General features: G+C 68.9%; 21 protein-coding genes and 1 tRNA gene. 13 read left to right on the top strand and 9 right to left on the bottom strand.

Going from position 1 to position 21,352, the window contains the following annotated elements; translation table 11 throughout:
- Positions 1-66: 66 nt before the first annotated feature.
- Positions 67-1,452: a class II 3-deoxy-7-phosphoheptulonate synthase gene (locus KHC27_RS20440; protein ID WP_213341723.1), complete on the bottom strand. Its 1,386-nt coding sequence runs from the start codon at positions 1,450-1,452 to the stop codon at positions 67-69.
- A 204-nt stretch (positions 1,453-1,656) separates the two neighbouring features.
- Positions 1,657-3,060 (bottom strand): glutathione-disulfide reductase, encoded by a 1,404-nt coding sequence (gor, locus tag KHC27_RS20435; RefSeq protein WP_213341721.1) that lies wholly within the window; start codon positions 3,058-3,060, stop codon positions 1,657-1,659.
- Between the two features lie 426 nt (positions 3,061-3,486).
- Between gor and KHC27_RS20430 the strand changes: the two genes are divergently transcribed.
- From KHC27_RS20430 to KHC27_RS20420, 3 genes are all read left to right on the top strand, one after another.
- Positions 3,487-4,470 (top strand): Bug family tripartite tricarboxylate transporter substrate binding protein, encoded by a 984-nt coding sequence (locus KHC27_RS20430; RefSeq protein WP_213341719.1) that lies wholly within the window; start codon positions 3,487-3,489, stop codon positions 4,468-4,470.
- Positions 4,471-4,591: 121 nt separating this feature from the next.
- On the top strand, positions 4,592-5,071 hold the full coding sequence (locus KHC27_RS20425) for a tripartite tricarboxylate transporter TctB family protein (RefSeq protein WP_213341717.1): 480 nt from the start codon (positions 4,592-4,594) through the stop codon (positions 5,069-5,071).
- 12 nt (positions 5,072-5,083) lie between these two features.
- Positions 5,084-6,595, top strand: coding sequence for a tripartite tricarboxylate transporter permease (locus KHC27_RS20420; protein ID WP_213341715.1), 1,512 nt, complete (start codon positions 5,084-5,086; stop codon positions 6,593-6,595).
- A gap of 90 nt (positions 6,596-6,685) precedes the next feature.
- Here KHC27_RS20420 and KHC27_RS20415 read toward each other — a convergent pair whose 3' ends face one another.
- From KHC27_RS20415 to KHC27_RS20405, 3 genes are all read right to left on the bottom strand, one after another.
- The gene (locus KHC27_RS20415) at positions 6,686-7,249 is read right to left on the bottom strand and encodes a DUF2059 domain-containing protein (protein WP_213341713.1); all 564 of its coding nucleotides are present in this window, start codon (positions 7,247-7,249) and stop codon (positions 6,686-6,688) included.
- A gap of 23 nt (positions 7,250-7,272) precedes the next feature.
- A complete protein-coding gene (gene rpiA, locus KHC27_RS20410) occupies positions 7,273-7,974 on the bottom strand; it encodes a ribose-5-phosphate isomerase RpiA (protein ID WP_213341711.1) in 702 nt (233 codons plus the stop codon).
- A 181-nt stretch (positions 7,975-8,155) separates the two neighbouring features.
- Entirely contained in the window at positions 8,156-8,596 is a 441-nt protein-coding gene (locus KHC27_RS20405) for a hypothetical protein (protein ID WP_213341709.1), read from the bottom strand.
- Positions 8,597-8,835: 239 nt separating this feature from the next.
- On the opposite strand from KHC27_RS20405, the gene gph reads away from it, so the two are divergent.
- The 5 genes from gph (at position 8,836) to KHC27_RS20380 (ending at position 11,670) form a co-directional block, all read left to right on the top strand.
- A complete protein-coding gene (gene gph, locus KHC27_RS20400; RefSeq protein WP_213341707.1) occupies positions 8,836-9,549 on the top strand; it encodes a phosphoglycolate phosphatase in 714 nt (237 codons plus the stop codon).
- A 46-nt stretch (positions 9,550-9,595) separates the two neighbouring features.
- A tRNA-Val gene (locus KHC27_RS20395) sits at positions 9,596-9,670 on the top strand.
- Positions 9,671-9,704: 34 nt separating this feature from the next.
- Positions 9,705-10,313, top strand: coding sequence for a nucleoside 2-deoxyribosyltransferase (locus KHC27_RS20390; RefSeq protein ID WP_213341705.1), 609 nt, complete (start codon positions 9,705-9,707; stop codon positions 10,311-10,313).
- A gap of 147 nt (positions 10,314-10,460) precedes the next feature.
- Positions 10,461-10,868, top strand: a complete 408-nt coding sequence (locus tag KHC27_RS20385; protein WP_213341703.1) for a DUF930 domain-containing protein — start codon at positions 10,461-10,463, stop codon at positions 10,866-10,868.
- Positions 10,869-11,073: 205 nt separating this feature from the next.
- Complete coding sequence (locus tag KHC27_RS20380) at positions 11,074-11,670, top strand: L,D-transpeptidase (protein ID WP_246520156.1); 597 nt, start codon at positions 11,074-11,076, stop codon at positions 11,668-11,670.
- A gap of 27 nt (positions 11,671-11,697) precedes the next feature.
- Here KHC27_RS20380 and KHC27_RS20375 read toward each other — a convergent pair whose 3' ends face one another.
- Positions 11,698-12,078 (bottom strand): gamma-butyrobetaine hydroxylase family protein, encoded by a 381-nt coding sequence (locus KHC27_RS20375; protein ID WP_213341701.1) that lies wholly within the window; start codon positions 12,076-12,078, stop codon positions 11,698-11,700.
- A 258-nt stretch (positions 12,079-12,336) separates the two neighbouring features.
- Here KHC27_RS20375 and moaA point away from each other — a divergent pair, with 258 nt between their 5' ends.
- The 3 genes from moaA (at position 12,337) to KHC27_RS20360 (ending at position 15,863) form a co-directional block, all read left to right on the top strand.
- Positions 12,337-13,383, top strand: a complete 1,047-nt coding sequence (moaA, locus tag KHC27_RS20370; protein WP_213341699.1) for a GTP 3',8-cyclase MoaA — start codon at positions 12,337-12,339, stop codon at positions 13,381-13,383.
- Between the two features lie 174 nt (positions 13,384-13,557).
- The gene (locus KHC27_RS20365) at positions 13,558-14,766 is read left to right on the top strand and encodes an MFS transporter (protein WP_213341697.1); all 1,209 of its coding nucleotides are present in this window, start codon (positions 13,558-13,560) and stop codon (positions 14,764-14,766) included.
- 182 nt (positions 14,767-14,948) lie between these two features.
- Positions 14,949-15,863, top strand: a complete 915-nt coding sequence (locus KHC27_RS20360; RefSeq protein ID WP_213341695.1) for a DMT family transporter — start codon at positions 14,949-14,951, stop codon at positions 15,861-15,863.
- A gap of 5 nt (positions 15,864-15,868) precedes the next feature.
- On the opposite strand, the gene KHC27_RS20355 is transcribed toward KHC27_RS20360, so the two are convergent.
- A complete protein-coding gene (locus KHC27_RS20355) occupies positions 15,869-16,969 on the bottom strand; it encodes a TRAP transporter substrate-binding protein (protein ID WP_213341693.1) in 1,101 nt (366 codons plus the stop codon).
- Between the two features lie 54 nt (positions 16,970-17,023).
- Positions 17,024-18,112, bottom strand: coding sequence for a TRAP transporter substrate-binding protein (locus KHC27_RS20350; RefSeq protein WP_213341691.1), 1,089 nt, complete (start codon positions 18,110-18,112; stop codon positions 17,024-17,026).
- 194 nt (positions 18,113-18,306) lie between these two features.
- Here KHC27_RS20350 and KHC27_RS20345 point away from each other — a divergent pair, with 194 nt between their 5' ends.
- Positions 18,307-19,266: an acetylxylan esterase gene (locus tag KHC27_RS20345; RefSeq protein ID WP_213341846.1), complete on the top strand. Its 960-nt coding sequence runs from the start codon at positions 18,307-18,309 to the stop codon at positions 19,264-19,266.
- Positions 19,263-19,991, top strand: coding sequence for an esterase family protein (locus KHC27_RS20340; RefSeq protein ID WP_213341689.1), 729 nt, complete (start codon positions 19,263-19,265; stop codon positions 19,989-19,991). Before KHC27_RS20345 ends, KHC27_RS20340 begins: the two co-directional genes overlap by 4 nt.
- A 108-nt stretch (positions 19,992-20,099) precedes the next feature.
- On the opposite strand, the gene KHC27_RS20335 is transcribed toward KHC27_RS20340, so the two are convergent.
- Positions 20,100-21,191 (bottom strand): TRAP transporter substrate-binding protein, encoded by a 1,092-nt coding sequence (locus tag KHC27_RS20335; protein WP_213341687.1) that lies wholly within the window; start codon positions 21,189-21,191, stop codon positions 20,100-20,102.
- Positions 21,192-21,352: the final 161 nt, after the last annotated feature.

Here is a 21,352-nt window from a genome sequence, read left to right as displayed (position 1 = left end):
CCCGGAAAGGAAAAACCCCCGCGGCGTGCCGCGGGGGTTTGCTGTCTCAGCCGGCCGGCGGGTGGATCACTCCGCCGCCTGCGTCACCCGGCGGGTGCGCCCGGCGCGGGAGGTCTTCAGCAGCTCGGCGACGAGGAAGGCCATCTCGATGGCCTGCTCCGCGTTGAGGCGCGGGTCGCAATAGGTGTGGTAGCGGTCCTTCAGGTCCGCGTCCGAGATGGCGCGGGCGCCGCCGGTGCACTCGGTCACGTCCTTGCCGGTCATCTCCAGATGCACGCCGCCGGCATAGGTGCCTTCGGCGGCATGGACCGCGAAGAAGTCGCGGACTTCCTTCAGGATCATGTCGAACGGACGGGTCTTGTAGCCCGAGCCGGCCTTCACCGTGTTGCCGTGCATCGGGTCGCACGACCACACCACCACGCGCCCCTCGCGCTGCACCGCCCGCACAAGGGCCGGCAGGTGGTCCTCCACCTTGTCGGCGCCGAACCGGGCGATCAGCGTCAGCCGGCCCGGCTCGTTGTCCGGGTTCAGCATGTCGATGAGGCGCAGCATGTCGTCCGGCTTCAGCGAGGGGCCGCACTTCAGGCCGAGCGGGTTCTTCACGCCCCGGCAGTATTCCATGTGGGCGTGGTCGGCCTGGCGGGTGCGGTCGCCGACCCAGATCATGTGGCCGGAGGTCGAGTACCAGTCGCCGGAGGTCGAATCGACCCGGGTCAGCGCCTGCTCATAGCCGAGCAGCAGCGCCTCGTGGCTGGTGAAGAAATCCGTGGTCCGCATCTCCGGGTGGGTTTCCGGATCGATGCCGATGGCGCGCATGAAGTCGAGCGCCTCGGTGATCCGGTCCGCCACCGCCTGGTACATGTGCGACTGCGGGCTGTCCTTGACGAAGCCGAGCATCCACTGATGCGCGTTGCCGAGGCTGGCATAGCCGCCATTGGCGAAGGCGCGCAGCAGGTTCAGCGTCGCCGCCGACTGGCGATAGGCCTCGAGCTGGCGGCGCGGGTCCGGGATGCGGGCGGCCGGGGTGAACTCGATGTCGTTGACGATGTCGCCGCGGTAGGACGGCAGCTCCACCCCGCCGACCGTCTCGTTCGGCGCCGAGCGCGGCTTGGCGAACTGGCCGGCGATGCGCCCGACCTTCACCACCGGGGAAGCGCCGGCAAAGGTCAGCACCACCGCCATCTGCAGGAAGACGCGGAAGAAATCGCGGATGTTGTCGGCCGAATGCTCGGCGAAGCTCTCGGCGCAGTCGCCGCCCTGAAGCAGGAAGGCTTCGCCCTTGGCGACCTTCGCCAGTTCGCGCTTCAGCCGGCGCGCCTCGCCGGCGAACACCAGCGGGGGAAACGAGGCGAGCTGACGCTCCACCGCGGCAAGCGCCTCGGCGTCCGGATAGTCCGGCACCTGCTGGATGGGCTTTGCCCTCCAGGAGCCGGGAGTCCAGCGTTCAGCCATCGAAACCTCCTAAAGCAGCGTCGCCGCCCCGTGTCCCCGGGGCGGGAAGGCCGGCCATACCGGGCCGGGGAAGAAGAAGGCCGGCCTTATACACCCAAGGCCGGGAGCAAGAGAAGAGCGGCGCGCACCGCCGGCCTGCCGGTGCTGCAAGGCCTGTCCTGCGGCCACGCAGACCGGGTGTGGCCCGCCCCCGGGCCGGGCCGGCTACTCCGCCGCGGCGGGCAGCGGATCGCTGGAGGGGTCCTTCGCCCGCATCGTCACCAGTTCCTCAGCCGCGCTGGGGTGGAGGGCGATGGTGCGGTCGAACACCGCCTTGGTCGCGCCCGCGCTCATGGCGACCCCGACGAGCTGGATCATCTCCGCCGAGGCCTCGCCGATCATGTGGGCGCCGATCACCCGGTCATCCGCCTGGTCCACCACGAGCTTCATGAAGACGCGGGTCTGCCGACCCGAGAGCGTGGCCTTCATCGGCCGGAAGCTGGTCTTGTAGATATCGAGCCGGCGGCCCTGCGCCCGCGCCTCGGCCTCGGTGAGGCCGACCACGCCGATCTCCGGCTCGGTGAACACCGCGGTGGGGATCAGCGAATGATCCACCGTCCACGGCTTGCCGCCGAACACGGTGTCGGCGAAGGCGTGGCCCTCGCGGATGGCGACGGGGGTGAGGTTCACGCGGTCGGTGACGTCGCCCACCGCATGGATCGAGGGCACATTCGTGCCTGACGCGGCGTCGACCGCGATCGCGCCCGAGGGGTTGAGCTGGACGCCCGCGGTCTCGAGGCCGAGCCCGACCGTGTTCGGCACCCGGCCGATGGCGAGCATCACCTCGTCCGCGACCAGCACCCGGCCATCGTTCAGCCGGACCCTGCGGCGGCCTTCCATCTCGTCGATGGCGTCGATGGTCACGCCGAGTTCCAGCATGATGCCCGCCGCCGCCAGCTCCCCGGCGATCAGCGCGCCGATTTCCTGGTCGAAGCCGCGCAGCAGCCCGTCGCCACGGTGCACCAGCGTCACCTTGGCACCGAGCCCGGCGAACAGGCTGGCAAATTCGAGCGCGATATAGCCGCCGCCCTGCACCACGATGCGGGCGGGAAAGCGCTCCAGATGCAGCGCCTCGTTCGAGGTGATGGCGAGGTGGCGGCCGGGGATGTCGAGCCCGTAATTCGGCCGCGCGCCGGTGGCGACGAGGATATGGCGGGCAGCGATGCGGCGCCCGTCGGCCAGCCGCACCGCATGGGGGCCTTCCAGCACCGCGCGCTGCGGCACGATCTCGACCCCCGCCGCGTCGAGATTGCGGCGATAGGCGGACTCCAGCCGGGCGATCTCCTTGTCCTTGTTGGCGATCAGGGTCGGCCAGTCGAACGTGGCACCGGCCACGGTCCAGCCGAAGCCGGCGGCGTCCTCGAACTCATGGGCGAAGCGGCCGGCATAGACCAGCAGCTTCTTGGGCACGCAGCCGCGGATCACGCAGGTGCCGCCGAGCCGGTATTCCTCCGCCAGCATGACCCGCGCACCATAGCCCGCCGCGATCCGCGCCGCGCGCACGCCGCCGGAGCCGCCGCCGATGACGAAGAGATCAACATCATGCTCGTTCTGTGTGGCGTCGCCCATGGCCGCGCTCCCCGAAATGCTTGCCTGCATGTCGGCCGAGCCGGACCCGCCGTCAAGCCGGCGCGCGGCAGGCATTCCAGAACCGCTTGCGGAAGCCGCCCGCGCGGAACCGTTCCGCCCGCCCCGGCCGGCAAGGCGTCCGGCTCATCGGGCCTTTCCGCCCCCTCACCCGGCATGCAGCAGCGTGGGGCCGGCCCTTGCAGCCGCCGATACCGCAGAGAAATGAGTGCCGTTCCAGCGAAAAAGCCGCCCCCAAAAGCGCGGCGCCACCTCTCATCTGCGGCATGCCGCAAGGGTTTTCGGCTTCTTGCCTCCATCATCTTTGGTGCAACTCGACACCGCTGGGTAAGCGCTCTAGCTTGCGGGAAAACCCGTGAGGCGTCATCCCGTCGCAGGCTGGCGCCCGCCCTGGCAGGAGGAACAACCATGGCCTTTCGCGTTCGCCCCCTTTCCCGCCGCAGCACCCTCGCCGCCCTCGCGCTGGCGGCGGTGCTGCCCTTCGGCGCGGCACAGGCCCAGGTCGGGGATCTGCGCATCATCGCGCCGGCCGCGCCGGGCGGCGGCTGGGACCAGACCGCCCGCTCGATGCAGCAGGCGCTCCAGGCCGACAAGCTCGCCACCAATGTGCAGGTGATGAACGTGCCCGGCGCCGGCGGCACCATCGGCCTCGCCCAGTTCGTCAACGGCTCCAAGGGCGACCCCAACGCCCTGATCGTCGGCGGCTATGTGATGGTGGGCGCCATCATCACCAACAAATCGCCGGTCGACCTCAGCCAGGTCACCCCGATCGCCCGCCTCACCGGCGAATACGAGGCCATCGCGGTGCCGGCCGCCTCGCCGCTGAAGACGGCGGCCGATCTCGTGGCGGCGCTGAAGGCCGACCCGCAGAAGGTCTCCTGGGCCGGCGGCTCGGCGGGCGGCACCGACCACATCACCGCGGGGCTGATCGCCAAGGCGGTCGGGGTCGACCCCACCAGGATCAACTACATCGCCTTCTCCGGCGGCGGCGAATCCCTCGCCTCGATCCTCGGCGGCAAGGTCACCGCCGGCATTTCGAGCCTCAGCGAGTATGTGGCGCAGGCCAAGGCCGGCAAGCTGCGCATTCTCGCCGTCTCCAGCGCCGGGCGGCTGCCGGAAGCCCCGGAGGTGCCGACCTTCAAGGAGAGCGGCATCGATGTCGAAATCCAGAACTGGCGCATGGTCGCCGCCGCGCCGGGCATCACCGACGTGCAGAAGGCGACCCTGACCGAAACCATCGACAAGATGGCGGCGTCCAAGACCTGGCAGGACATCCTCGCCGCCAAGGGCTGGGCCAACACCTATCTCTCCGGCCCTGCCTTCCAGGCGCAGCTCGCCAAGGACATCGCGGCCACCCAGGTCATCCTCAAGGAGGTCGGCCTCAGCCAGTGAACCGCCCCCGGCTTGCGCCGGGAGTCCGCCCGCCACGGCGACCCGACCACCAGCCGAGGACCGCGCCCCGCGGTCCTCGTGCGTTTTGCGCCCCTCCCGCCCTCCTTCGGACAGCCCTGCCATGAGCGAGACCTCCGCCTCACCCTCCGGCCCGGACAAGGCCCGCCTTGCCATCGCCGCCGCGCTCGGCGGCGTGGCGGCGGTCGTCGGCTGGGACGCCTGGCGCCTCTCCAACGTCGCCGCCCATTCCGCGGTAGGCCCTGCCGCCTTCCCCACGCTGATCGCGGTCGGGCTGGCGCTGCTGGCCATCGCCAATGCGGTGGAGGCGATGCGGGGCATCGACGAGGCGCGGCCGCGCGATGAGCTGAAGCCGATGGCCTGGGTCCTCGGCGGGCTGCTGGGACAGATCGCGCTGTTGCCCTTCGCCGGCTTCTCCATCGCCACCGGCTGGCTGTTCGCGGCGACCGCCCGCGGCTTCGGCCGCGGCCCGCTCTGGGCGCACATCCTCGCCGGCACCGTGCTGTCGTTCGTCATCTACATCCTGTTCGCCAAGGGGCTCCAGCTCTCGCTGCCGGCCGGCCCGCTCGAACGGCTGATCTGAGGACGTTTCGACATGGAAAGCTTCGCCGCACTCGCCCAGGGCGTGATGGTCGCCCTTCAGCCGGCCAACCTGCTGTTCGCCTTTGTCGGCGTCATGCTCGGAACCGCGGTGGGCGTGCTGCCCGGCATCGGGCCCGCGCTCACCGTGGCCCTGCTGCTGCCGATCACCTTCAAGCTCGACCCCGCCGGCTCGCTCATCATGTTCGCCGGCATCTACTATGGCGGCATGTATGGCGGCTCCACCGCGTCCATCCTGCTGAACACGCCCGGCGAGAGTTCCTCCATCGTCACCGCGCTGGAGGGCAACAAGATGGCCCGCGCCGGGCGCGGCGGGCCGGCGCTCGCCACCGCCGCCATCGGCTCCTTCGTCGCCGGCACCATCGCGACCCTCGGCCTCGCGCTGATCGCGCCTACCGTGGTCGATATCGCGATCTCCTTCGGGCCGGAGGATTATTTCGCCCTGATGGTGCTGGCGTTCTGCACCGTCTCGGCGGCGTTCGGCTCCTCCGTCACGCGTGGCCTCACCAGCCTCTTCATCGGCCTCACCCTCGGCCTCATCGGCATCGACCTGCAGAGCGGCCAGGCCCGGCTTTCCTTCGGCATCCCGGACCTGCTGGACGGGGTGGAGGTGACCACGCTGGCGGTCGCGCTGTTCGCCATCGGCGAGACCCTCTCGGTCGCCGCCGCCGGCGCGCGGGCCGACGAAATCATCGAGCCGGTGAAGGGCTCGGTGTTCATGAACCGCGAGGACTGGAAGCGCTCGTGGAAGCCGTGGCTGCGCGGCACCGTGCTCGGATTCCCGATCGGCGCCATGCCGGCGGGCGGCGCGGAGATACCCACCTTCCTCTCCTACGCGCTGGAGAAGCGGCTGTGCCGCAAGCCGGAGGAATTCGGCAACGGTGCCATCGAAGGCGTCGCCGGGCCGGAGGCGGCCAACAATGCCGCGGCGGCCGGCGTGCTGGTGCCGCTTCTGACCCTGGGCCTGCCGACCTCGGCGACCGCCGCGATCATGCTCGCCGGCTTCCAGCAATATGGCCTCAATCCGGGGCCGCTGCTGTTCGCCACCGCGCCGGATCTCGTCTGGGGCCTGATCGCCAGCCTGTTCATCGCCAACGCGATGCTGCTGATCCTCAACCTGCCGCTGGTCGGCATCTGGGTGCGGCTGCTGGCGATTCCGCGGCCGTGGCTCTATGCCGGCATCCTCGTCTTCGCCACGCTGGGCACGCTGGGGGCCAACCCCTCGCTGGTCGAGCTCGGCATGCTGGTGGCGTTCGGCCTGTTGGGCTACGTGCTGCGCCGCTACGACTACCCCATCGCCCCGGTGGTCGTTGGCCTCATCCTCGGGCCGCTGGCGGAGCAGCAGCTCCGGCGGGCGCTGGCGATCAGCGTCGGCGACCCGTTGACGCTGTTCCAGAGCCCGGTCGCGCTGGTGCTGCTGGCGCTGGCGGCGCTGGCGCTGTTCGGCCCGCTGCTGTTCAAGCTCATCACCGGCCACCGCGCCCCGGTGGGGGCGGACGAGGATTGACCGGCCGCGCCGCCTGCTGCCAAAGAAAATGCCCGGCCGAAAGGCCGGGCATTTTCATGAGCAATGTAGCTGCACCCGCGAGGCGGCGGCTCAGATAGTGTAGCCGCGCTTCTTCATCTCTTCGCGGACCTTCACTTCCATCTCCTTGGCGAACTGACCGCCCCAGGCCTGGATGCCGCGCATGCCCTGGTCCAGCAGCGCCTGGCGCTTCTCGACGAGCTTCTTGCCGGTGGGAGTCTTGTAGAAGACGATCATCTCCTTCAGCTCCGCCTCGGTGAAGTTCACCGCATAGGCGCGGGCGAGAATGTCGTCGATCTCGGACCGGCGGCTCTCATATTGCGGCACCAGCGCGTTCGCGACATCGCGAAGCTCACGGATCAGGTCCGGGTTCGCCTGCACGAAGCTGGCCGCAGCCTGCTCGATGATGCCACGGATGAGCGAATCGAAGCTTTTCGATTCCCCGTTGACGGAGAGCAGCTCCTTGCCGAGGGCGATATTGGCCGCGCTCGGGGCAGGCGTGGCGGCAGGGGCCGGCGCCGTCTGCGCCAGAGCCGGCGAGGCCACCCCGGCGAGACCGCCCGCCAGCATCAGCACCGCGAGGCCGCCGCCGATCCGCGCCGCGAAAGTCTTCCGTTCCTGAAACGGAACCTGCATGAAAATCTCCCTGCCAGAATGTGTCACGGACGGTCGAGCACCGTCACGCCACTGGCGCCTGCGAGAATGACCCGGCTCGCCAGGCCGATGAAAAGCCCATGTTCAACGACGCCCGGCACCTCGGCAAGTCGCGCCGCGAGCGCGCCGGGGTCCGGAATGACACCATACGCGGCATCAAGGATCAGGTGTCCCTGATCCGTGACGAAAACATGGCCGTCCGCACGGCGACGCAAGGTCAGAAGGCCATGGCAGCCGGACGCCCGCGCCGCCCGGTCGATTCCGCGGCGGATGGCGGCGACGCCGAAATCCACCACCTCGATCGGGAGCGGAAATTTGCCGAGCTGCTGCACGTGCTTGCTGGCATCGGCGATGACGACCATCTGCGCGGCCGCGGTGGCGACGATCTTCTCGCGCAGCAGCGCGCCGCCGCCACCCTTGATCAGCACGAAATCCGGCCCGACCTCGTCGGCGCCATCGATGCAGAGATCGAGCACCGGCTGCTCGTCCAGCGTGGCGAGCGGCACGCCAAGGCTCTCGGCAAGGGCGCGGGTCTGCTCCGAGGTGGGAACGCCGACGACTTCCAGCCCCTCCTGCACGCGCTCGGCCAGCAGCTCGACGAAGTGCTTCGCCGTGGAGCCGGTGCCGAGGCCGAGCTTCATGCCGCTGCGCACGAGTTCCAGCGCGCGCGCGGCGGCCTTGCGTTTCAAGAATTCAGCGTCCGACATCCGTTCCCCCGACCCGACGACCCGCGCGTCGCGGCTCTCCGGCTGCGCCAGACAAGCCAACCTGCCGGTTGGGCTCTACCGCCGAACCGGCGGCAGGACAAGCCGGCTCGCGGCCCTGCGGGCTGCGTCACTTGGGCGGTGACACGGCCCACCGGAAAAGCCGGCCAGCGGAGGGTTCCGGCTACTTCGTCGGCGGCGTGCACACGACGGAAGGCTCGGGCGCCCCTCCACCGGAACGCGGCATGTCGCGAACATAGCACACGCTCATCTCCCCGGTGACGGTGTTGACCCGGAACACGCCGGTTTCGCCGGAATAATGCGTGGACATCAGGGCGAAACCGCCCTGGGTGGTCTGGGGTCCGGCGCTGGCGTCGCGGGCGAAGCAGCGGGTGACGCCGACGAGACTGCCCTCCGGCCGCTCGAACTGGCAGGCCGACACCTCGCCCGTGGCGGCGTTCACGGAATAGAGCCGGTTCGCCTGCGCCGAAGGGGGCGAGGCGAAGTCGAAGGCCGGGCCAGCCGCGGGCGGCGTGGCCGATTGCGCCATCGCCCCGCCGGACAGGCCGGCGAGAAGGAACAGCGCCGCCGGCAGGGCGGTACGCAGCGGCAGGGTCAACGTCATGAACGGCTCCCGTAGAAGATGGCGTCACGCCGGCGCGAACGCCGCCGATGTGTGCCCGATAGACGCGGTACGCTGGACAGTAAAAGCGGCAGGATTGTAGGCATGTGGCGGACGGGGAAAAGTCCGCGCCGGCAAAGCCGCCGGAAACCCGCCGGCGCAGCCTTCCGCACTGTCACCGTCTTCATGTTTCGGCCGCCGGCGCGGCACGCGCCACGCCCTTCGCGCTGCAAGGAGAGACCATGTCCGACGCCCCGCATCGCTCGTCCCACCCGGCGGTCATCGCCTTCGACCTCGACGGTACGCTGGTCGATACCGCGCCCGACCTGCTCGACACGCTGGACGTGGTGCTCGACGAGGCGGGCGCCGCCCGCCTGCCGCGCGAAGACACCCGCAAGATGATCGGCGCCGGCGCCCGCGCGCTGGTCCAGCGCGGCCTCGCGGCCGCCGGCATCGAACTGGACGCCCCGGCCGCGGACAAGCTCTATGCCCGCTTCCTCGAGCATTACGCCGCCCATATCGCCGATGTCTCCCGGCCTTTCCCCGGCCTCGTGGCGGCGCTGGATACCCTCACGGCGCAGGGCCACGTGCTCGCCGTGTGCACCAACAAGCTGGAATATCTCTCGGTGATGCTGCTGGAACGGCTCGGCCTGAAGGACCGCTTCGCGGTGATCGCCGGCGCCGACACCTACGGCGCCCACAAGCCCGACGCGCGGCATCTGCTGGAGACCATCGCCCAGGCCGGCGGCCTGCCAACCCGCGCGGTCATGGTCGGCGACAGCATGACCGACGTGCTCACCGCCCGTAACGCCCGGGTGCCGGTCATCGTGGTGCCGTTCGGCTACACCGACACCCCGGCCCACGAGCTCGGCGGCGACGTGCTGCTGGAGCATTTCGACCATCTGCCGGCGGCGGTGGAGCGATTGCTTGCGGATAGCGCGGTGGAGCGCGCTTGACACCGCTCGGTCTGACACACTAAATCCGCGCACCTTGATGGTCGGCGGGCGATTAGCTCAGCGGGAGAGCACTCCCTTCACACGGGAGGGGTCGCAGGTTCAATCCCTGCATCGCCCACCATCGGCCCCGCCCTCCCCGCAGAAGGGCGTGCCACATGTCGCTTCCACGCATCTATCTCGCCGGGCCGGAGGTTTTCCGTCCCGATGCCGCAGCCGAAGGCGAGCGGCTCAAGGCACTGTGCACCGAACATGGCGCGGTTGGCGTTTACCCGCTCGACCTCGCACATCCGGGCAGCGCCCCGCAGGGCGCCGCCGCGATCCGGGCCAACTGCATAGCTCTGCTCGACGGCTGCGAGGCCGTGGTCGCCAACATCACCCCGTTCCGCGGCCCGCACATGGACCCCGGAACGGCGTGGGAACTGGGCTATGCGCAGGCCAGGGGCCTGCCGGTATTCCTCTGGTCGGCCGACACCCGCCCGCTGGCGGATCGCGTCGCGCCCGGGGGTACAGGGGGGCGCGACGGCGACGGCAATCTGATCGAGGATTTCGGTCTCCCGGAAAACCTGATGATTCTGGCCGAGGGCGTTCGCGTGCACAGCTCGGCGGAGGAGGCGATGGCCGCTGCGGGGGCCCGGCTGCACCGGGAAGTGGCGCCGCTGCGGGTGCAACGGGAAGCGCGCCGGGCCATCGTTTTCGCCTTCGTCATCGCCCTCGGCGCGGCGGTCGGGCTGGGCGCGATCGTCAACCGGCTGGTGGGGTGGTAACGGGGTCGCAACACGTTGGCCTCATCATAATCTCACCACGGTGCCATGGTCAGGCAGGCGACCGATCCGGCCGACGCCACGACGTCGCGGCCCTTTTCGCCACGCAGAACCCATGGGGCGCCATTGTCTGATTCGAGGAACGGTCCAATGCGTCGCCGCCCGCTCGCCGCTCTCCTTCTCGCCGGTTTTTGCCTCGCACCGCTCGCCGCCGCACAGGCCGAGGTCAGCGAGAAACTGGAGAAGAGCCTCGAAAAGCTCGATCCGACTGAACTCGTGACCCAGGTTTGCGACCTCGGCGCGATGAAGGCCCTCTCCGGCGATTCCCAGTGGCGCCATACGGACCGGGTGCTGATCGACGCGATCTCCGAGCCCAAGCTGAACGGCAACAAGGCCAGCGGGGAAGGCGGCGCGCTTCGCCGCGAAGGCCAGTGGTACCGCTTCAGCTATTCCTGCACCCTCAGCGGCAACCACATGAGCGTGGTCGATTTTCACTACAAGGTGGGCGCGGTGATACCCAAGGAAAAGTGGACCGAGTTCGGCCTCTGGAACGACTGACGTCCGGCTCGCGCCGACGGCGAACAATGCGCCGCTGGGCCAGACGCAGCGGCATCAACACTTTGTTCGTCGTATCGGGCTATACTGCCCCGTAATACCGTCGGTCCCGACATGCCCGCGGCGAGACCCTCGCGGCACCTGCGGACAGACGGCTGTGACGCCGGCCGTGACGAGCCATGGCCGGCTGTAAGCGTTGGGGCTTGGAATGAGACTGACCGATCTTCTCGTCCGCGGCGCGCTGCTGGCGGCCATCACCGCCGCCGGCGTGGCGCCGGCCATGGCCATCGATTCGGTGTTCCCGTTCTTCGGGCGGCCCTCCGATTTCGGCAACGGCCCCCGCTCGGGCGCCTATGCCAGTTCGCCGATCCCGCGCCAGGTGGTGGCGTTCGAGGGCAATTACGCTCCCGGCACCATCGTCATCCGCACCAGCGAGCGGCGGCTCTATCTGGTTCAGCCCGACGGCACCGCGCTGAAATACGGCATCGGCGTCGGCCGCGACGGCTTCCGCTGGTCGGGCGTGAAGACCATCACCCGCAAGGCGGAATGGCCGGGATGGACCCCGCCGCCGCCCATGCTGAAGCGCCGTCCCGACCTGCCGCGCTACATGCCCGGCGGCATCGACAACCCGCTGGGCGCGCGCGCCATGTATCTCGGCAGCTCGTGGTACCGCATCCACGGCTCCAACGAGCCGGAGACCATCGGGCAGGCGGTCTCCTCCGGCTGCTTCCGCATGACCAACGAGGATGTCGAGGACCTCTACGCGCGCGTGAAGGTCGGCACCAAGGTAATCGTGCTGAACTGAACCGGCGGCCGCGGCGCGCCCTCCGCCTCAGTGGTGGCGGGCGGCGCCGGCGGCATCGCGGGAAAGATTCTTCGCCGCCAGCTCCTGCAGGTAGCGCTTCCACCGCTCGGCCTGCTCCTCGCCCAGCGTGCGGAAGGTGTCCCAGGTGAAGATGCCCGTGGAGTGGGTATCGTCGAAGATCAGGCGCACGGCGTAGTGCCCGACCGGGATGACTTCCTGGATGCGGACCTCGCGCTTACCGGCGACGAGCTGGCGGTCCGCCGGCGAATGGCCCTGCACTTCCGCCGAGGGGCTTTCCACCCGCAGATATTCGGCCGGCAGATCATAGGCCCGACCGTCGTCGAAAGCGACGGAGAGCGTTCGGCGGTCCTTGTGCAGGCGGATTTCGGTCGGCCAGGCGTCGGTCACGGCTCTTCTCCTCGCGGTCAGACTCCCCACATAGACAGAGGTGGCCTCACCGCCAAGAGAGCCGCGCGTCCGCGGCGCGACTGAGAGTGACGGGTCTCCCGCCGACACCGTCCTTTGCCCCCTCGCACGCTCGTGACCCGGCGAACGGCTCTGGCTATCGACCGATAGGGCCTTGCAGCTTGGCAGGCCGGGAACGCACGTCTAGAAATTCTTTAATGATGCCGCGCGCTTGCGTGCGGCGCAGCGAAAGATGATGCGATGCGCAACGCCTATCCGACCTTCGATGACGCCCAGCTCGGCGCCCCGCGGCTGCCGCTGGTGGATACGTTCGGCCGGGCGGTGACCTATCTGCGCGTCTCGGTGACCGACCGGTGCGATTTCCGCTGCGTCTACTGCATGGCCGAGCACATGACGTTCCTGCCCAAGCCGGAACTGCTCACGCTCGAGGAGCTCGACCGTCTCTGTTCCGCCTTCGTCGCCCGCGGCGTGCGCAAGCTGCGCCTCACCGGCGGCGAGCCGCTGGTGCGGCGCGACGTGATGACGCTGTTCCGCTCGCTCGGCCGGCATCTGGAAAGCGGCGCCCTGGAAGAGCTGACCCTGACCACCAACGGCTCGCAGCTTGCCCGTTTCGCCGCCGATCTGAAGGCCTGCGGGGTCGAGCGCATCAATGTCTCGCTGGACACGCTGGACCCGGACCGGTTCCGCGCCCTCACCCGCTGGGGCGACCTCGGCAAGGTGCTGGCCGGCATCGACGCCGCCCAGAACGCCGGGCTCAAGGTGAAGCTCAATGCCGTTGCGCTGCGTGGCGACAACGAGCATGAGATTCCCGATCTCATCGCCTGGGCGCATGGCCGCGGCATGGATGTGTCGCTGATCGAGGTAATGCCGCTGGGCGAGACCGGGGCCGAGCGGCTCGACCAGTATCTCCCCCTGTCCGAGGTGCGCGCGGGGCTGGCGCAGCGCTGGACGCTGGAGGATATACCCTACCGCACCGGCGGCCCCGCCCGTTACGTGCGTGTCGCCGAGACCGGCGGCCGGCTCGGCTTCATCACCCCGCTGACGCATAATTTCTGCGAGGGCTGCAACCGTGTGCGGGTCACCTGCACCGGCACCCTCTATATGTGCCTCGGCCAGGACGACGCCGCCGACCTCCGGGCGCCGCTGCGCGCCTCCGAGAGCGACGAGGCGCTGCAGGCGGCTCTGGACGAGGCCATCTTCCGCAAGCCGAAGGGTCACGACTTCGTGATCGACCGTCCTGGCCGCCCGCCGGCGCTGCGCCGGCACATGAGCGTGACCGGCGGCTGACCCCCGTCGGCCAAGCTTGAGGAACCCGACCCGGCAGCGCCGTCCTCTCTCGCGGGCCCGGCGAAGGGGTGGCCTGTGCATGGCTGCCGCGCGCGGAACGGACTTGCTGCAACGCAGCGACACCGGCACATTCCGCGCTGATTCCTTTGATCGCTAACGTTACGGACCGGCGCCATGCAGCTTCCGCTGATCGCCCTCGCCATGGCCTCTTTTGGCATCGGCACCACGGAATTCGTCATTATGGGGCTGTTGCCCGAGGTGGCAGCCGATCTTGGCATCACCATTCCGGCAGCGGGGCTTCTGGTCACCGGCTATGCCATGGGCGTGGTGATCGGGGCGCCGATCGTCGCCATCATCACCAACTCGCTGCCGCGCAAGGCGACGCTGCTCGGCCTCGCCAGCACCTTCGTGCTTGGCAACCTGCTCTGCGCCATCGCGCCGGACTACTGGACCCTGATGGCGGCGCGGGTCGTGACCGCCTTCTGCCACGGCGCCTTCTTCGGCATCGGCGCGGTCGTCGCCGCGAGCCTCGTGCCGCCGACGCAGCGGGCAAGCGCTATCGCGCTGATGTTCGCCGGCCTCACCATCGCCAATGTGCTGGGTGTGCCGCTGGGCACCGCGCTGGGACAGGCGGCGGGCTGGCGCTCGACCTTCTGGGCCGTGGTCGTCATCGGGCTGATCGCGGTCGCGGGAATCGCGCTGTGGCTGCCGCGGGCGATCCCGCACCAGTCCGGCAACATCATCCGTGAGTTCGCGGTGATGAAGAGGCCGCAGGTGCTGCTCGCGATGGCGATGAGCGTGCTGTCCTCGGCGAGCCTCTTCACCGTCTTCACCTACATCGCTCCACTGCTCCGCGACGTTACGGGGCTGACGCCGCATGCGGTGACGGTGGTGCTGCTGCTGTTCGGCGTGGGAATCACCATCGGCAACATTCTCGGGGGCCGCCTCGCCGACTGGAAACTGATGCCCTCGCTGATCGGCATCTTCGTGGGGCTGGCGGCGGTGCTGGCGGTGCTGGTCTTCACCAGCCCGTTCGAGGCGCTGGCCATCGCCACCGTCTTCGTGTGGGGCATCCTCGTCTTCGCGGTGGTGGCCCCGATCCAGACCCGGGTGGTCGACAGCGCGGTGGGTGCGCCGAATCTTGCCTCAACCCTCAATCAGGGCGCCTTCAACCTTGGCAACGCGACCGGCGCGTGGATCGGTGGGGCGGCCCTGACCTTCGGCCTCGGCTATGATGACCTTGCCTGGGTGGGCGCCGCCATTGCCGTCGCCGCGCTCGGCGTCGCCCTCGCGTCACAGGCGCTGGAGCGGCGCGACGGTGGCCTCGTTCCCGCCGATGGGCCCGATCTCACGGGCGGTGAAGCACGCTGTGAGAATTGTTGATCGCCGCGGCACGCGTTGTCTCACGACGAAGCGAGCGGCGCGCCGGCGGATCGGCTAAAGCGTTGCGCGAACACCGGCTCGGCGGAACGCGCGACGGGCTTTGCCGGCTCGCGCGCTTGAGGCGAACCGGACCCCTCGCCTGAAGACGCGCGAGCCCGCGCCGCCCTCCTCGTGAACGCCCCATGCACGACCATCGCGTCACCAACCGCGGCATTGCCCTGATGCTTGCCGCCTGCGCCGTCTTCACCCTGACGGATGCCTGTTCCAAGCTGCTGGCGCCGCACATGCCGCCGACCGAGCTGATGGCGGTGCGGGGCACCTTCTCCGCCGCGATGCTGCTGGGCTTCCTTCGGCTGCGAGGGGAGCAGGCCGGGCTGAAGCACGCCCTCGACCGCCGCGTTCTGACGCGCTCCATCGCCGAGGCGATCAGCACGCTGCTTTATGTCACCGCGCTCGGCTCGCTCTCGCTGGCGGATGCCTCCGCCATCTTCCAGATCACGCCCCTTCTGACGCTCGCCCTAGCCGCGCTGGTCGCCGGCGCACGGGTCGGGGGGAGGCGCTGGCTCGCCGTGGCGGCGGGTTTCACCGGGGTCATGCTGGTCATCAAGCCGGGAGCCGGCACCTTCACCCTCGCCGCCCTGCTACCGCTCGGCTCGGCGGCGCTGGTGGCCTTCCGCGATTTCGTCACCGGGCGGATCGCCGCGCATGTGCCGACGCTGGTCGTGACCATCGTCACCATACTGTGCGGCATGACGCTGGGATTCCTCGGCAGCGGATTCGAGGACTGGCGCCCGCTCGACGGCCCGGTGCTGGCGCTCACCGCCTTCGCCGCCCTCACCCTCGTGGTGGGCCACTTCCTCGCCGTGGCGGCGTTTCGCGGCTCGGACCCGGCGGTGGTCTCTCCCTTCCGCTACGCCACCGTGCCCTTCGCGGTGCTGGCCGGCCTGATCCTGTTCGGGCAGGTGCCCGATCTCGTCTCGCTGGCCGGCATGGCGCTGGTGGTGGCCGCCGGCGTCTCCGTCCTCCACAGCCGCCGCGCGGAGCGGCGGGCCTCGCTCGCGCCAGTGGCGGTGCCCGGCCGGAGCGGCGAGGCCTGAGCCCCTCAGTTCCGCGTGCGGGCGCGGATCATGTAGCCGTCATAGGGATATTCCCCGACCTGCCACCACAGATACTCCTCGTTGCGGAACGCCAGCATCGAGTCGTAGATGGCCTTGAAGCCGGCATTGCTCGCGGCGATTCCTCCCAGCAGCTCGGCGGTGGTGGCATAGGCCGCGTCCATGACCGGCGCGGGGAAGGCGCGAAGCTGCGCGCCCGCGGCGACGAGGCGGCGCAGCGCGGGAGGATTGCCGGCGTCGTACTTCGCCAGCATGTCGGCATTGGCATAGGCCGAGGCGGCCGTGAACACCGCCTGGTAGCTCTTGGGCAGCGCGTTCCACGCCTTCAGGCCGACGATGAAATGGATGGTGGGGCCACCCTCCCACCAGCCGGGATAATAGTAATAGGGCGCCACCCGGACGAAGCCGAGCTTCTCGTCGTCCACGGGACCGACGAATTCGGCGGCGTCGATCGTCCCCTTCTCCAGCGCGGGATAGATGTCGCCGCCGGCGAGATTCTGCGGCACCAGCCCGTGGCGCGCCAGCACCTGACCGGCGAGGCCGGGCAGCCGCATCTTGAGGCCCTTGAGGTCGTCGAGCCCCTTGATCTCCTTGCGGAACCAGCCCCCCATCTGCGCGCCCGTATTGCCGCCGGCAAAGCCGATGACGTCGTATTTCGCGAGGAAGTCGTTCTGCAGCTTCAGGCCGCCGCCGTGATAGAGCCACGCGGTCTGCTGGCGGGCGTTGAGCCCGAAGGGCAGCGTCGTGAACGGCGCGAAGGAGGGATCCTTGCCGATGTAGTAGTAGAGCGCGGTCTGGGCCAGCTCCACCGTCCCGTTCTGCACCGCGTCGAAGGCCTGCAGGCCCGGCACCAGCTCGCCGGGGGCGAAGACGTCGATCTGGAACTGGCCGTCGGTCGCCTCGCTCACATATTTCGCCAGCAGCACGCTGGAACCGTAGATGGTGTCCAGCGACTTCGGGTAGCTCGACGTCAGCCGCCAGCGCAGCTTCGGGGCGGACTGCGCGATGGCGGGGGACGCGACCACCGTCGCCGCGGCGGCAAGGCCAGCGCCGCGCAGCAGGCTGCGGCGCTCGGGGGAATGGGTCATGACGTTTCCTTTCAGGTCGCGGTCGGGCGCCGCGTTCTCGGCCCGTGCGGGGTCTCAGCCGCGGGAGCGGGCGCGGATCATGTAGCCGTCATAGGGATATTCCCCGACCTGCCACCACAGATACTCTTCGTTGCGGAACGCCAGCATCGCCTCCACCACCTTGCGGAACCCGGCGTTCTCGGCGCTGATCTCGGCGTAGAGCTGGGTGGTGGCGGTGTAGGCGTCGTCCATGAAGCCCTGGGGAAAGGCGCGGAGCTGGGCGCCCTGCGCCACCAGCCGGCGCAGCGCGGCCGGGTTGCGGGCATCGTATTTCGCCAGCATGTCGGCATTGGCATAGGCCGCCGCCGCCTCGAAAAGGGCGCGGTAGGCCTTCGGCAGGCCCTCCCACTTCGCCTTGTTGACGACGACATGCATGGTGGGGCCGCCATCCCACCAGCCGGGATAGTAGTAATAGGGCGCCACGCGCACGAAGCCGAGCTTCTCGTCGTCATAGGGGCCGACCCATTCGCAGGCGTCGATGGTGCCCTTTTCCAGCGCGGCATAGACGTCGCCGGGGGCGATCTGCTGGGGCACGGCGCCGAGCTTGGCCATGACGCGGCCCGCAATGCCGCCGATGCGGAACTTGAGCCCACGGAAATCCGTGGTCTCCTTCATCTCGCGGCGGAACCAGCCGCCCATCTGGGTGCCGGTATTGCCGCCGAGCAGCCCGATGACGCCGTATTTCGCGAGGAACTCGTCCTGCAGGGCACGCCCGCCACCCTGGTAGAACCACGCATTCTGCTGGCGCGCGTTCAGCCCGAACGGCATGGCGGTGAAGCAGGCGAAGGTCGGGTCCTTGCCGATATAGTAGTAAAGCGGGGTCTGGGCGACCTCGACCGTGCCGTTCTGCACCGCATCCAGCGCCTGCAGCCCCGGCACCACCTCGCCGGCGGCGAAAATCTGCAGCGAGAAGCGCCCGTCCGTCGCCTCGCTGAGGTACTGCGCCATCAGCTCGTTCGCCCCCCAGATGGTGTCGAGCACCCTGGGCACGCTGGAGGTGAGACGCCAGCGCACCTCCGGCTGGGATTGGGCGACGGCCGGCGCGGCAACGGCGCCGCCGGCAAGCGCGAGACCGGCGGCTCCGAGAAGATCGCGGCGTTTCATGACGAAGCCTCTCCCATCGCCACGCGACCGCGGATGCGCGGCGCCTTCCCTGCGAATGGGCGCGATGTTTGCAACAGCCCGGCGGCAAGGGCAATTACGGATGCCGCCCGCGCGCGATTTTGCGGCCGCTCCCGGCTGTGGCTTTCGACGTACCGGCCTTGCGGGGTAGCGCGTTCCTGCGACACAAAGCCTTCATGAGCGTTCCGACCCAGCATTGCTTCGGCTTCGATCCGACCTACGGCATGACCCTCGACGCGCTGCGCGCGGTGCAGCCTCCCGAGGCGCCACCGGATTTCGACGCATTCTGGAAAGGGCGGCACACACGCGCCCGCGCCGTCGACCCCCACCCCGTGATGAGCCGCAGCCGTCTCGACCATCCCGACTGGCATGTTTTCGACATCAGCTACCGCTCGACCGGCGGCTTCACCATCCGCGGCTGGATGCTGCTGCCGCGCGCCGGCGAAGTGCAGCGCGGACTGGTGGTGGGCCATGGCTATGGCGGGCGCACGGCACCGGATTTCGACCTGCCGGTGGAAAACACCGCGCTGCTGTTCCCCTGCTTCCGCGGCCTTTCTCTCAGCGCGGCACCGCCGATCTCGTCCGACCCGGCGTGGCACGTGCTGCACGACATCGACAAGCCCGACGCCTACATCATCGGCGGCTGCGTGGAGGATCTGTGGATCGCCGTATCGACCCTTCTCGTGCTCTATCCCTGGCTGGACGGGCGGATCGGCTATAGCGGGATCAGCTTCGGCGGCGGCATCGGCGCCTTTGGCTGCGCGTTCGATCCGCGCATCCGGCGCGGCCATCTCGCCCTGCCCACCTTCGGCGACCAGCCGCTGCGGCTGCGGCTGCCCAGCACCGGCAGCGCGCGGGCCGTGCAGAACTACGAAGCGCGGCACGGCCGGGTGATGGAGACGCTACGCCTCTACGACGCGGCGGTCGCCGCAACCCGCTTCGAGGTGCCGATGCTGATCGCGGTGGCGCTGTTCGACCCGGCGGTAGCCCCGCCCTGCCAGTTCGCCATCGCCAACGCGTCGCCGAAGTTTAACGAAACCGTCATTCTGGACGCAGGACATGTCGACTATCCCGGAAGTGCAGCGCAACATGAAGCGCTTCGCGCGACAGTCAGACGGTTTTTCGGGCAATTATGAATCGGGAATATCTGCGCTGGTACAGCCCGCGGCTCGGCCGGGATATGGAGCTACTGGTATTCGGCCACGCCGGAGCCAAGGTGCTGATGTTCCCCACCCGCGACGGCCGCTTCTGGGAATATGAACAGCTCGGCATCGTCGCGAGCCTCGCGCCGAAGCTCCACGCCGGCCAGTTGCAGCTCTACTGCATCGACGGGCTGGCCGGCGAATCGTTCTACGCCCGCCACCGTCCTCCCGCCGAGCGGCTGCAACGCCATGCCGCCTTCGAAAGCTATGTGCTGCACGAGGTGCTGCCGCTCATGGCCGAGAAGAACCCGAACGACTGCGTGATCCTGCACGGGTGCAGCCTCGGCGCCTTCCAGGCCGCCAGCCTCGGCTTCCGCCACCCGCATCTGTTCCGCAAGCTGGTGGCGTTCTCCGGCCGCTACGACCTCACGATGCAGGTCGAGCACTTCACCGACCTGCTCGACGGCCATTACGACGAGCAGGTCTACTTCCACATGCCGTCGCATTTCCTGCCGCGGCTGAGCTGCCACCACGAACTGCAGAAGCTGCGCCAGCTCGACATCGTGCTGACGATCGGCAATGCCGACCCGTTCCTGGACAACAACCGCCACCTCAGCCGGACGCTGGCCGAAAAGGGCGTCGACCACCGCTTGCACGTCTGGGACGGCCGGGCCCATCGCGCCGGCTCCTGGCGGCGGATGGCGCCGCTCTATATCTGACGCCCGCGCCGCGCGCGGCGTCCGGCCCGGGTACCGGCCTCCGACACCGTAAAGACAAACGCCGCGGGGTCGGAGACGAACCCGCGGCGTCGGATCGTCGGCCTCGCCTCAGCCGCGCGGACGGGTGCGGATCTGGAAGCTGTCGAAGGTGTATTCCGCTACCTGCCACCACAGGTTTTCCTCGTTGCGGAACGCCTGCATGGTGTCGATCACCTTCTTGAAGTCGGCATTCTGCGCGGAAATCTCGCCCCAGAGCTGGTTGGTCGCCTTCAGGCAGGCTTCCATCACTTCGGTGGGATAGGGGCGGAGCTGGGTGCCGTTGGCCACCAGCCGCTTGATGGCCGGCGGGTTCTGCACGTCGTAGCGCGCCTGCATGATGGTGTTGGCGTAGGTCGTCCCCGCGATCAGCGCCGCCTGATAGCTCTTCGGCAGGCTGTTGAACTTCTCGAGATTGGTGAAGGCGTGAATGGAGGGGCCGCCCTCCCACCAGCCGGGATAATAATAGAACTTGGCGACCTTGTAGAAACCAAGCTTCTCGTCGTCATAGGGCCCGACCCACTCGGCGCCGTCGATGGTGCCCTTCTCCAGCGCGGGATAGATGTCGCCACCGGCGATCTGCTGGGGCACCGCGCCGAGCTTGGCGAGCACCTGACCGGCGATGCCGCCAATGCGCATCTTCAGCCCGTTGAGATCGGCGACTGTCTTGATCTCCTTGGAGAACCAGCCGCCCATCTGGGTGCCGGTATTGCCGCAGGGCAGGCCGTAGACGTTGTATTTCTTGAAGAAATCGTTGAACAGCTCGATGCCGCCATTCTGGTAGAGCCAGGCGTTCTGCTGGCGGGCATTGAGCCCGAACGGCACCGAGGCCGCGACCGCGAAGGTCGGATCCTTGCCGACGAAGTAATAGGAGACGGTGTGGCACATCTCCACGGTGTTGTTCTGCACCGCATCCAGCACCTGCAGGCCGGGGACGAGCTCGCCGGCGGCGAAGACCTGGATCTGGAACTTGCCGTCGGTCAGCTCCGAAACCATCTTCGACATCACCTCGGCGCCGCCATAGATGGTGTCCAGCGACTTCGGAAAGCTCGAGGCGAGGCGCCATTTGATCTCGGGCGCGGACTGGGCGATGGCGGGAGCGGCAAGCGCGGCGGACGCGACCGCGCCGGAACCGGCGGCGGCAAGGAACTGACGGCGCTTCATCGTTGATGTTCTCCTGGAGGTTCCCTCGTGGGACGGGTCGCTGCCCGCCCCTTTGGCCTGAAGCCTTGTTGTTATGAAATTGGTACGCCAGCCCCTGCCGCAACGCAACGGGGCGGAAGCTGGCCTTTTGGCGAAGGCCAGCGAGACTTCCGCTACGGCAA

It is taken from the genome of Ancylobacter lacus (assembly GCF_018390635.1).
GTDB lineage: Bacteria > Pseudomonadota > Alphaproteobacteria > Rhizobiales > Xanthobacteraceae > Ancylobacter > Ancylobacter lacus.
The sequence above is the reverse complement of the archived record's forward strand: the minus strand, read 5'-3'. Positions and strand labels throughout refer to the sequence as shown.